Below are 11,310 nucleotides of genomic sequence, written 5' to 3'. Positions count from 1 at the left end.
TGGCGTCGCCAAGAACGCCAAGGGTGGAAGAGGTAAGTATTTAGTGCAAGTTTACAGAGAATTGGTATTACTACGAGCCTGTTATGATTTGGAATTTTGAATTGCTTATGCTCATCCAACACTTTCAAATGCTTGCAAATTACAACACATGAGCAAACCGAAAAGTCTATGAAGTTTGTTCCCAACTTTCGGATGTAGAACGCAAGCGAATTAGACAAGCTTTTTTCAAAAGTATTCATGGAACGCTGAATCATATTATGGTGGGCGATAGGATTTGGATGGGACGCTTTGAAGGCAAACAAATGCCCTCTACCAATCTCGATGCTATCCTGTATGAGGACTTTGATGAGTTGCGCTCAGTTCGTGTCTTAGAAGATGAGCGCATAGAAGCTTTTATGTCTAAGTTAAGTCAGGATTTCTTGACTAAAACAATCAGCTACGTGAATAATCAGGGTAAGCTTTATACTGATCCGCCTAACTTATTGCTAGCACATTTTTTTAACCACCAAACACACCATCGCGGTCAAATTCACGATATGCTAACCCAAACCGAAATTGCTCCACCAGTTTTGGATATGCACCGGATTCTCCAGCCGTAGTTGAGGAAAACGATGAATTGTTGTGAAAGTTATTGAGTAATTTGGCTATCTTTTTCTGGTAAAAGGTATATTACTCCAGAAATGATTGTGAAAACAACAGAAATCCAGAAGGCAATTATGGAAGGTAATTGCCATACTTGGGGTAGAGGTGCAATCAGAAGTGCGATCGCCACAATTTGACTCACTGTTTTGAGTTTCCCCCAAATATTCGCCCCCGTAATCTTGGTTTTACTGACGCGCCAACCTGCAATAGCCAACTCTCGTCCCAAAATCAGAAACACTCCCCAAGCAGGGACTTTTCCAAGCTCAATTAAAGCTAGTAACGGCGCAAGTACCAGCAATTTATCAACTAAGGGGTCAAGAAATTTACCCAAGTCGCTGATTTGGTTGAGTTTCCGCGCCAAATAGCCGTCTAACCAATCAGTCAGGGAGGCGACAAGAAAAATTGCCAAACAAATCCATCTGGCTTGGGGCGTAGGGTTATACAAGCCATAAAGTAGAAATGGTATCCCTAGATGGCGAGAGAAGGTAATCCAGTTAGGTAAAGTCATAAGGACAAAAACACAAGGGGAATATAAACTCTTGATGAATGATTAGTTTAAAAAAATAGCATGACTCAACAAATAGATTCTCAAGTGAGAATAGAACGCGATTCGATGGGCGATCGCCAGCTACTTAGTAGTGCTTACTACGGAATTCAAACATTACGAGCCACAGAAAACTTCCCAATTAGCGGCATTAAACCTTTAGCTACTTACGTAAATGCTGGCGTCACTATTAAAAAAGCGACAGCTATTGTAAATGGTGAACTCGGCTGTATTCCCGAAGATGTCAGTCAAGCAATTATACAAGCGGCTGATGAAGTCCTTGCTGGAAAGTTTCGCGACCAATTTGTGGTAGACGTCTACCAGGCTGGTGCTGGCACTTCTCACCATATGAATATTAACGAAGTCTTGGCAAATCGCGCTTTAGAAATTCTTGGCGAAGAAAAAGGCAATTACAAGCGTGTTAGTCCCAACGACCACGTAAACTATGGACAGTCTACCAATGATGTTATTCCTACAGCAATTCGTATTGGTGGCTTATTGGCACTTTCAAAAACCTTACATCCGGCTTTAGAAAAGGCGATAGCAGCACTAGAAGAAAAAGCTGAAGAATTTCAAAATATCGTCAGATCTGGCAGAACCCATATGCAAGATGCTGTACCCGTGCGTTTGGGTGAGAATTTTCGCGCTTGGGCATACATTTTGACTGAACACCAAAACCGCATCTACACAGCTTCTTCTGACTTGATGGTGCTAGGTTTAGGAGGAAGTGCAGCAGGTACGGGGTTAAATACTCATCCTCAGTATCGCGCCCGTGTGGTAGAAACAATCTCAGATTTGATAAATCTCCCTTTGGAACCTGCACCTCACCTGATGGCTGCAATGCAGAGTATGGCACCATTTGTTCATGTTTCGGGTGGTTTACGTAACTTAGCTCAAGATTTAGTCAAAATATCTCATGACTTGCGTCTAATGGATTCAGGACCAAAAACTGGCTTAAAAGAAATTCAACTACCACCCGTACAACCGGGTTCCTCGATTATGCCAGGAAAGTACAACCCAGTGATGGCCGAGATGACATCAATGGTGTGTTTTCAGGTGATGGGTTATGATAGTGTGATCGCCCTTGCCGCCCAAGCAGGACAATTAGAACTAAATGTGATGATGCCTCTGATAGCTTATAACCTGATTCACAGCATCGAAATTCTTGGTAACACCATCGCCGCACTCACCGAACGCTGTATTAAGGGCATTACCCCCAATCAGGAACGTTGTTTAGCATACGCCGAAGGCAGTTTAGCCTTGGTGACAGCATTAAATCCTCACATCGGTTATTTGAATGCAGCTGCTGTGGCGAAAGAATCTTTAGAAACTGGTAAGTCTTTGCGGCAGATTGTCACCGAACACGGTTTCATGAGTGAAGCAGAATTAGCCCAAGTCTTAAACTTGGAACAAATGAGTGCAATTATGCCTCTAAATATACTAGACGGCACATCGGATTAGAGAACAAAGAAGGAAGATAAAATAAACACCTCTTCCTTCTTTAGTTTTTCTTATTCGTTCTTGATTTCACTATGCAAACTCAAACACCATCCGTCAGCTTAATTCGCGCCACTTCTTACGAACGGGAAGCACTCCGGGAATCTTTAGAAACACTGCTGGAACCTTTGGGAGGAATGGCGGCGTTTGTCAAAAGCGGAAACCGTGTCTTACTTAAACCCAACCTGCTAACAGGCGCACGTCCTGGTAAAGAATGTACAACTCGTCCAGAACTGGTTTATGCAGTGGCCCAGATGGTTATAGAAGCAGGGGGTAAACCATTTTTGGGGGATAGTCCCGCTTTTGGTAGCGCCAAGGGAGTCGCACTCGCAAATGGCTATCAGCCTATTTTAGAAGAACTGAATCTTCCCATCATCGATTTTCACGGGAAGCGCTACCAAAGCGTCAGCGAAGACTTTGATCATCTGCTACTGTGCAAAGAGGCGATGGAAGCGGATGTTGTGATTAACCTACCCAAAGTAAAATCTCATGTCCAATTGGTACTAACTTTAGGAGTCAAAAACCTGTTCGGTTGTGTTCCAGGCAAAATGAAAGCTTGGTGGCACATGGAAGCAGGAAAAGACGCAAATCGTTTTGGTAAAATGTTGGTGGAAACCGCCAGGACAATTGATCCCGACTTAACTATACTTGATGGCATTATTGGTCATGAAGGCAATGGTCCAAGTGGTGGTGAACCCCGTCCACTCGGCATTTTAGCCGCATCACCAAATGTATTTGCCTTAGATCGTGCAATGGTAGAAATCCTCAATGTTTCACCAGAACAAGTACCCACTGTCGCTGCATCAATCCGGCTGGGGTTGGTTGGTGAACTGAACAATATCAACTTTCCTCACCTAGATCCCGACTTAGTAAAAATAGATGATTGGCGGCTACCAGACAAGTTCGTACCCATCGATTTTGGAATGCCCCGCGTCATCAAGTCTACGTTCAAACATCTTTACATAAGATTTATCAAAGAACCTATGAAAGCATATGCCAAACGGTAGTTGCATTTCGCGCATCTTATAAAGAACAAGTGCAAACTCTGTTACAACAATTTTATGCATTGGCAGAGTAAGCTGTAAATACCCTCCGATTGCTTAACCAAACCGCCCTGATTAAGTGGCGGTTTTTTTATTGCTTAGGGATTCGTTATCAAAAGTCAAGCACTTTGAAATAACACATTTTGAGTTGTGTTTGAATCTGGAATCATTCTTTGGGTTGAGATTAAAATAACTAGAAGAAATTATTAAATTTTCCTTATACACAGTAATTTTACACAAAAAAATTGTCCAATGATTAACTCATAAATGTTTGCGTAGTGAATAATTACTCCTGTGCCACCACTTATTTAACGTTCGCCCAAGCCAAGTGTCGCAGGCATACGTGACTGCGTGCGCCAAGAATGCATACCCCCAAAACTACTCAAACGTACGGTGAATATGGGTATGAAGAATAATAATTTTTTGACTTTATAGGCATTAACGTCAGCGCAAAGCCCATACAGGATCGGCGTACTGTAAATAGAAGAGATAGAAAATACCCAAATGACGTAACTTTGAATACTTTTTTCAGTGTATTCCTAAACTTTTTACGAAATTAAGTTAAATTAGCCTGTGAAATTCATCACCAAGTAAAACGTACATATTTTAACTTCCGTTTTGTCTCAAGTGTTTTATTTACAAAAATCAGTATAGATAGCTTAAGAAATGATTGATATTATTTATTGATAGATAGTATAATATTGGAAAATAGCTAAAATACAAGTAAGACTCTTTACAAAAGAGTCAACACAAATAATAAGTGTAAAAAACTTCAACTTTTTATGCATTCAAATACCCAATCTGCTGACCCTGCCAGTACATGTTCCCATACGTTGGCAGATATTGTAGGAACTGTGATCGGTCTTTTGACTCTAACTTTACCCTTGTTTGTTATTGGTCACTACTCTTCAAACAGTGCTCAGGATCACCAGCAACCAATTACCTACAATATAAAGACAGATGTAGATTAGAGAAAACTTGACTCTTAAATGGCAGTTGCATCACTGTCGGCAGAGCCGTCGGCAGTTTGCACTTCACAAGGAGGCTTTGGGATTTGCTCAAGGGATAATATATAAGGAATATGAAAAACACAAAACCATGCTATATACTACAACGGAGGTGACCTCTCTGTGCGTATATCCTTTGAACATGCTCACTAACTTTGCGACACGCTCTTGCAATCCCAAGTTTCTCTCTAAAACACAGGCGTGTGCTTACGGCACGCTTTGCACTTACACCAGTCGCTAAGCACAGGAAACCCTTTAAAGATAGCGTACTGCGCTCATTCTTTTGGGGTTTTTTCTGCATCTTATCTCCAGTCACACTCACCTTGCCTTCAGGTTAGCTTGGCGCAGTATTGAAGTCACTGCGCTAGCTCACAAGCAACAAATTGGTTCCTCAAGGGTTCACTGGCTACTGTTGACAAGAATTTTGAGAATTTAGGCGAAATAGGACGGGTGTAAGTAGTTTCGTGCTGTCTAATCCCACTTTGGAGTTTATGGGGCCTTACGGGATTTCCCTATAGTCCAAAAGTTACAACAAGTGAACAAGAAATGTAATAAGGTACAACGTTTATATAAATTTTACAAAGTTTAAAGGCAAAAGCGTACCAGTGTATGGGTGACAATCCGACACTACTTGCAACGATCAAGTCAGCTCATTCAAAATTAGAAATTCAAAATTAATTTTGAATTTCTAATGGATATAATTTGAATCTTTGAGTGATGGTGTGGGAAATTCCAGCTGTGGTGATGTTAAAATTAGTGTGCTCTGATGGCTTACCAAAAATCTAATTCACTTTTTGTAGTGGAAATGTGAAAGAACAGTAGCCCATTTTCATCTAAAATTATACACTGGGAGCTAAGCATAAAGTACCCCTAATTCACTGTTAGCTGAGGAGTTTTGTTGTGGATTTATCCCGTATTCCTGCCCAACCGAAACCAGGTCTGATTAACGTTCTGATCGAAATTCCAGGCGGGAGTAAGAACAAATACGAATATGATAAAGAACTTCAAGCTTTCGCCCTAGACAGGGTACTATACTCGTCGGTACAATATCCATACGACTACGGCTTTGTACCCAACACATTGGCAGATGACGGGGATCCTTTGGATGGTATGGTCATTATAGATGAGCCAAGCTTTCCAGGATGTGTCATTGCAGCAAGACCAATTGGTATGCTAGAAATGATAGACGGTGGCGATCGCGATGAAAAAATCCTTTGTGTTCCTGATAAAGACCCACGTTACACTTCCGTAAGATCTTTAAAAGATGTTGCACCACATCGACTTCAAGAAATAGCTGAATTTTTCCGCACATATAAAAATTTAGAAAAAAAAGTGACGGAAATTCTCGGGTGGCAAGATGTTGATCACGTGTTGCCTTTAGTAGAAAAGTGTATTAGAGCGGGTAGGGGAAAAAGTTAAGAATCGGATTTACAAGTAACTTGAAACATGAACAATAGCCCAGAGCTAGTCAATAATGAACAGCAATCTGTTGGTTATTGTTTCAACTCATAACTGGTAACCTCAAGTTCAACAGGAGGCTTGCGGTGACTACGAGCGCGTCTTCGGAGGATATCCACTAGACGCGCTTGTCGCAAAGCGATACGCTGCTTTGTATGCCTGCGATTCACTTTGCGGTTACACTAACGCCAGTTCTTTGTGTGGATAAACCGTTCGGCTGAGATCACGGTCGAAGCCCTCACTTGATCGCCAGTCTCGCTAGTGGTCTAGGGAGAGAGACCTTTTCAAGAGCACTGTTTCACTGATAACTGATAAACTGAAACCCAATGCAGCGCACGCTTCTTTTGGCAAAAATTCATAACTGCACGCTCACAGCAACAAATATTAACTATGTAGGAAGTATCAGCGTAGACCAAGTTCTGTTGGATAAAGCGGGTATCTTATGGTATGAGCAGGTGCACGTAGTGAATGTTTCCAATGGCGAGCGGTTTATCACTTATACAATTCCAGCTCCACCCAATTCAGGAGCAATTGAGCTGAATGGGGCAGCAGCACGTCTAGGTATAAGTGGCGATCGCTTGATTATAATGTCCTACGCACAGTTTAATTCGGAAGAGTTAAAAATATACTCTCCTACAGTTGTCATTGTGGACAGCAAAAACCAACTGTTAGAAGTGCGGCGCTACGATGACCTGCTTAGTCAGACCTAGTTTTGAGCCAATATGTCAAATTTTAAGCAGTCGCCTTCCCAGAAGCAGCAAACTCCAGAACCACTGCTACCCCAGATTCTAAGTCAAGGCTTAGAATTTGTGGTGCAATTTTGGGGTGTACGGGGTTTAATTCCCACACCAGATAACCACACCATCCACTATGGTGGTAATACTGCTTGTGTGGAAATGCAAATAGGTGGAAAACGCTTGGTTTTTGATGGCGGTACTGGTTTACGCCTACTTGGAAAAAATTGGCTGCAACTGCAATCACCCTTAAATGCCCATTTATTTTTTACCAACTCCCAATCAAATCGTATCCAAGGATTTCCTTTTTTTGCTCCCGCATTCAAGAGCGAAAATTGCTTCCATATTTATGGAACAGCCGCTTTAAATGGAGCATCTATTAAGCAATGTTTGTGTGATCAAATGCTTCAGCCTCACTTTCCTTACCCTTTACAGTTTATGCAATCTGAATTAAACTTCCATAATTTGACATCAGGTAAGGTGGTGAAGATAGATGATGTTATCATCACAGCTGCAATCATTAATCACGAGCAAAAATCAATCGGTTATAGAGTGAGTTGGAAAAACTACAGTGTTGCCTATCTAACAGATTTATCTAAGATCGCAAATGAAGTGGATCGAAAATGCGTAGCGCAGCTCGCAAAAAACGTTAATGTGCTAATTGCTAATGCCACTTATACTTCTCCTGCAGCACCCAATCATAATGAACCTGACTTTCACTGGGGCACTGCTGTCAATTTGGCTAAAACTGCTAAGGTGAACCAGTTAGTTATTTCTCATCATCGTCCAGATGACCACGATGATTTTCTCGACCAAGTTCAGATTGAAGTAAAATCTGTCTTTCCTGAAACATTACTAGCTAAAGAAGGTTTAGTTTTACCTGTTATGTAGTTAATTATTTATCTAAAAAAAATATCTCAATTTTTGTAACAACACGGAAAACTAATCTTTTCCAAACTGATATTGATTTTTCCTAAATAATGCGACAGATACTTCAATTAGGGAGATTCGCGCAGGTAGGCTTTTTGTAGCAAAAACTCTGAATTGATATTCCAGCGACTGCCATCATGCACCAACAGTTTCAAGTCAGAAGCAGCAAACTCAAAGTGCAGCTGTCGCTTCTCAAATTCAGACCAAGCTGCCTTAAAGTTTTGCTTGCTCAAGTCTCTAAATGCAACTGTCATATGGGGAGCAAAGGGACGAGTTTTTCCAACCTTGTCAATTATTCCCAAGTTACTTTCCAAATGTAGCATCAAATTAGTATGTAAAGTCAGCAGTTCTAAACTTCTGACAACATTGATGTATATCACACGAGGAGCAAAAGCACCAAATCCACTCAGTGTAATGGGCACAGACTCTCGACGACTGGCAAAATCTTTCAGGCATTCTTCTAGCTTTGGTACCTCAGCATCTGTCCATTGAAAGGGGGGTTGAAGAGTGATGTGCGGTGGAGATTTTTGTGCGTGACGACTGCTATAGTTATCACTAAAGTACTGCTTAATTTGATTAGCGTAGTCTTGAATTTCCTGCGGTGGCAAGAGGGCTATAAAATAAAGTCTCTGTGATTGCAGCATTTATGAAAGAGTGATCAGATGAATGCCCAATTTAGCTAAAAATATAAAAAGCCCCGCTGCAATGTGCGGAGCAATTCTTGATATGCACAAAATGTTCTAAATATTGTCAAGTATCTAGAAAGTGAACGTTGTTCTTAAAGTTCCAATGAACGCATCAGGGTTATTGCTATTCTGACCAGGAGACATCTGATAAATAACTCCAGGAGTAATCGAGACATTATCACTGACGCGATACTTGTAAAAGCCCTCGATCTGATAAGGGATCGCGTTAGCACCAGCTATTCTACCAAGGGCATAAGGTTGAGCACCTCCGAAAACACCTAAGACGTTACCTTTCTTTCCAAAGTCAGGTAAGGCAACTCCCAATCCGTAGCTCCAAGCTTCATAGTCATCATTGGAACCAAAGCCTGTGACGTCGTGATAGGAAACGAAGCCACTAACAGAGAGTTTGTCACTCGGTCTAAACGCTGCTGACAAACCATAGGAGTTGCTGGAAGATGCATTCAATGAACTCAGAGCGTTAGCTTGCGAAGTACCTACAACAGGGAGATTTGCTCCCTGGAATCCACCTGCATCAAATAAAGCACCACCAGCACCATGATAACCGTGAACGTAGGTAGCTGCTAACGCTATCCGCTGACCAAGATTAAAGTTTAATTGTCCTAAAGCAGCATAGTTACCGTTGAATATACCTGAACCGATACCAGGATCATTCGGTTCTGAGCCTAAGTAACCCACTGTGAGTGAACTTGGTTTGAGAATACCGCCACCTTTACCAAAGTTCAGATTAAGCGCTGCACCTGCACCGCCACCAATCCGATAGATGGGGTTTTCGGAAGCGAAGGTGGATAAAGCACCATTACCGCCATCATAGTCATCAAAGTAGGGGTTATTTGTAGCAGCATAATCGCTGTGAATACCACCAGTAGCTACAACGTAAAGTTGGGCAGGTCCTATGGGGACGTAGTAACCTAACCAATCGAGGACAATGTCATTGCTGTTGCTAGTATCTCCACTAAGGTTAAAGGTTTGAAAGCCTCCAGCATTTTGCTCAGCGGTATCTATCACTCCATTTCCATTAACGTCTACATCACCACCCGTGTTTAATCTTCTGGCGTTACCAGTTGCTAAACGTGTATGCAGAACGTCCTTACCTGTGAAGCTGGTTTGGAAGTCTAAACGTACTCTGTTTTGGAAGACAGTGTTATTGTTTCTACCTGCTGTATCGCCGAAAGCATCACTGAGAGCAAAGATTGCTTCACCAACGAGTTTGGTAGTTGTTGAGAATTGGTTGGCTTCTAATTCTGCTGTGCGCGCTTCTAATGTGTCCACTCGACCGCGTAGAGTTGCCAATTCTGCAGAAAATTCTTCTTGTAAGCGCTGCAGAGTCGCCAGATCTTCTTTTCTTACTAAGTCAGATGTTGCTGTCGCAATCAGTTCGTTCACCCGATCCAGACATGCATTTAAACCTGCAGCAAATTCATAACGAGTCAAAGCACGGTTACCACGGTACGTTCCATTGGGATAACCAGCAATACAACCATAACGTTCAACTAAAGACTGTAGCGCTTGGAAAGCCCAATCTGTTGGCTGTACGTCGGAGAACTGGGAAACTGATGTCACTTGGGACTGAGAACTATTGTTTCCCTCCTTGGTGTAGCTGCTGACTTGCTGCAAAACGTTGACTTGTGTTTGTTGTGCTTGAGTCAACGTCTCTGGCTTGGGGGAAACTTCAGTCGCAGTTGTTGTAGAAGTTGTTGAGACTGAACTAGAAGCTTGTTGATTATTGCTTGTTTGTGAAACTTCTGTTGTAACAACTTGATTGTTGATGTTCTTTGGAGCTGCGATCGCCGCTGTAGATACCAACAACGTTGCTCCCAAAACTGCTGGACTGATGACTAAAGATTTCCGCAAGATATTAGACATCTTTCCTGTTCTCCTCACACCTTTGTATAGATCACTTTTTGCTGCAACTATTCTCAAAGTTGCAAGATTTATTGAGACTTGTGGATTAGACAAACTTGCCCAATACACTGCTTTAGTTTTTGCCAAGCTAAATAAACAGTTAGTTTTAGCTAAATAAATAATCCAATTAACTTATGCAAAAACATATTTCTATTTACTTGCAATTGTAATTTAGGAAAAATAAATGACAAGGTCGAAGCGATCGCCTTCTAAACTGTCACACATCTCATTGTCTCACTAAGGGAGACGCAGCTTTGAATATTAGATACCTAGTAGTACTGGTTCATTAGACCAATAGCCAAAAAGCACTTTTGCCCATTGATGGGAAAAGGTTAAAGGTTAAATGGGAAAAGGAAAAAACCAACATTTCCCTTTTCCCCTTGCTCTTTATCCCCATAGGGAACCCCACCTTTCCCTTTCCCGATAACTGCCACGAAGTCTATTACTTGCACACTCATCATTCTCAATCGTGGCTTCTGACTACTTCTTGAGTCATTTTTTTATCAAAATAGCTATAAAAGCAAATCGGTTAACTTAATTAATTTCCGAAATGACCTTTGCTAAATCAAAGTCTTTCTGTGTTAACCCACCTGCGTCATGGGTTGTGAGTGAAATATTGACTTTGTTGTAAGAAATTTCAATATCTGGATGATGTTGTGCTGACTCAGCAGGTTCAACAAGCTTATTTACAAATTCTATAGCCTGGATAAAGTCTTTAAATTTGCGTGTACATTTTAACGTTAACGCTTCCACTGTCCAATTAGGCAAATGGCTTGCCTTTTGTTGAATTTCTTCCTCAGTAAGTAGCTGTGTCATATTAACAAATCTCAAATTGATTTCAATACT

The 11,310-nt window shown here is 41.4% G+C and carries 10 protein-coding genes and 1 pseudogene; 7 read left to right on the top strand and 4 right to left on the bottom strand.

Features of this window, described 5'->3' with window-relative positions; translation table 11 throughout:
• Positions 1-164 precede the first annotated feature (164 nt).
• Positions 165-599, top strand: a pseudogene (locus AC5590_RS28015) (DinB family protein); the annotation flags it as partial.
• A gap of 29 nt (positions 600-628) precedes the next feature.
• Here AC5590_RS28015 and pgsA read toward each other — a convergent pair.
• Positions 629-1,150 (bottom strand): CDP-diacylglycerol--glycerol-3-phosphate 3-phosphatidyltransferase, encoded by a 522-nt coding sequence (pgsA, locus tag AC5590_RS28010; protein WP_169266595.1) that lies wholly within the window; start codon positions 1,148-1,150, stop codon positions 629-631.
• A 60-nt stretch (positions 1,151-1,210) separates the two neighbouring features.
• Here pgsA and AC5590_RS28005 point away from each other — a divergent pair, with 60 nt between their 5' ends.
• The 6 genes from AC5590_RS28005 (at position 1,211) to AC5590_RS27980 (ending at position 7,816) form a co-directional block, all read left to right on the top strand.
• Positions 1,211-2,647 carry an aspartate ammonia-lyase gene (locus AC5590_RS28005; RefSeq protein WP_169266594.1) on the top strand — a complete coding sequence of 479 codons (1,437 nt, stop codon included), beginning with the start codon at positions 1,211-1,213 and terminating at the stop codon, positions 2,645-2,647.
• 71 nt (positions 2,648-2,718) lie between these two features.
• On the top strand, positions 2,719-3,690 hold the full coding sequence (locus AC5590_RS28000) for an Npun_F2552 family protein (RefSeq protein WP_169266593.1): 972 nt from the start codon (positions 2,719-2,721) through the stop codon (positions 3,688-3,690).
• 818 nt (positions 3,691-4,508) lie between these two features.
• Positions 4,509-4,697 carry a TLTLP motif-containing protein gene (locus tag AC5590_RS27995; protein WP_210620981.1) on the top strand — a complete coding sequence of 63 codons (189 nt, stop codon included), beginning with the start codon at positions 4,509-4,511 and terminating at the stop codon, positions 4,695-4,697.
• A 936-nt stretch (positions 4,698-5,633) separates the two neighbouring features.
• A complete protein-coding gene (locus AC5590_RS27990; protein WP_169266592.1) occupies positions 5,634-6,152 on the top strand; it encodes an inorganic diphosphatase in 519 nt (172 codons plus the stop codon).
• A 365-nt stretch (positions 6,153-6,517) separates the two neighbouring features.
• Positions 6,518-6,901: an aspartate 1-decarboxylase gene (gene panD / locus AC5590_RS27985; protein WP_169266591.1), complete on the top strand. Its 384-nt coding sequence runs from the start codon at positions 6,518-6,520 to the stop codon at positions 6,899-6,901.
• Positions 6,902-6,913: 12 nt separating this feature from the next.
• Positions 6,914-7,816, top strand: a complete 903-nt coding sequence (locus tag AC5590_RS27980) for an MBL fold metallo-hydrolase (protein WP_169266590.1) — start codon at positions 6,914-6,916, stop codon at positions 7,814-7,816.
• 107 nt (positions 7,817-7,923) lie between these two features.
• Here AC5590_RS27980 and AC5590_RS27975 read toward each other — a convergent pair whose 3' ends face one another.
• From AC5590_RS27975 to AC5590_RS27965, 3 genes are all read right to left on the bottom strand, one after another.
• The gene (locus AC5590_RS27975) at positions 7,924-8,499 is read right to left on the bottom strand and encodes a 2'-5' RNA ligase family protein (RefSeq protein WP_169266589.1); all 576 of its coding nucleotides are present in this window, start codon (positions 8,497-8,499) and stop codon (positions 7,924-7,926) included.
• A gap of 114 nt (positions 8,500-8,613) precedes the next feature.
• Positions 8,614-10,425, bottom strand: coding sequence for an iron uptake porin (locus AC5590_RS27970; protein ID WP_169266588.1), 1,812 nt, complete (start codon positions 10,423-10,425; stop codon positions 8,614-8,616).
• 573 nt (positions 10,426-10,998) lie between these two features.
• The gene (locus tag AC5590_RS27965; protein ID WP_169266587.1) at positions 10,999-11,280 is read right to left on the bottom strand and encodes a 4a-hydroxytetrahydrobiopterin dehydratase; all 282 of its coding nucleotides are present in this window, start codon (positions 11,278-11,280) and stop codon (positions 10,999-11,001) included.
• Between the last annotated feature and the right edge of the window lie 30 nt (positions 11,281-11,310).

Source organism: Brasilonema octagenarum UFV-OR1 (genome assembly GCF_963888615.1).
Taxonomy (GTDB): Bacteria; Cyanobacteriota; Cyanobacteriia; order Cyanobacteriales; family Nostocaceae; genus Brasilonema; species Brasilonema sennae.
Note: the sequence above shows the minus strand (reverse complement) of the source record. Positions and strands in the feature narration are given on the sequence as shown.

Excerpts from the sequence above, each read along its gene's own strand:
- AC5590_RS27995 (WP_210620981.1), top strand. The coding sequence starts at position 4,509 with ATGCATTCAAATACCCAATCTGCTGACCCTGCCAGTACATGTTCCCAT.
- AC5590_RS28000 (WP_169266593.1), top strand. The coding sequence starts at position 2,719 with ATGCAAACTCAAACACCATCCGTCAGCTTAATTCGCGCCACTTCTTAC.
- panD (WP_169266591.1), top strand. The coding sequence starts at position 6,518 with ATGCAGCGCACGCTTCTTTTGGCAAAAATTCATAACTGCACGCTCACA.
- AC5590_RS27975 (WP_169266589.1), bottom strand. The coding sequence starts at position 8,499 with ATGCTGCAATCACAGAGACTTTATTTTATAGCCCTCTTGCCACCGCAG.
- AC5590_RS27980 (WP_169266590.1), top strand. The coding sequence starts at position 6,914 with ATGTCAAATTTTAAGCAGTCGCCTTCCCAGAAGCAGCAAACTCCAGAA.
- AC5590_RS27970 (WP_169266588.1), bottom strand. The coding sequence starts at position 10,425 with ATGTCTAATATCTTGCGGAAATCTTTAGTCATCAGTCCAGCAGTTTTG.
- AC5590_RS27965 (WP_169266587.1), bottom strand. The coding sequence starts at position 11,280 with ATGACACAGCTACTTACTGAGGAAGAAATTCAACAAAAGGCAAGCCAT.
- AC5590_RS28005 (WP_169266594.1), top strand. The coding sequence starts at position 1,211 with ATGACTCAACAAATAGATTCTCAAGTGAGAATAGAACGCGATTCGATG.
- pgsA (WP_169266595.1), bottom strand. The coding sequence starts at position 1,150 with ATGACTTTACCTAACTGGATTACCTTCTCTCGCCATCTAGGGATACCA.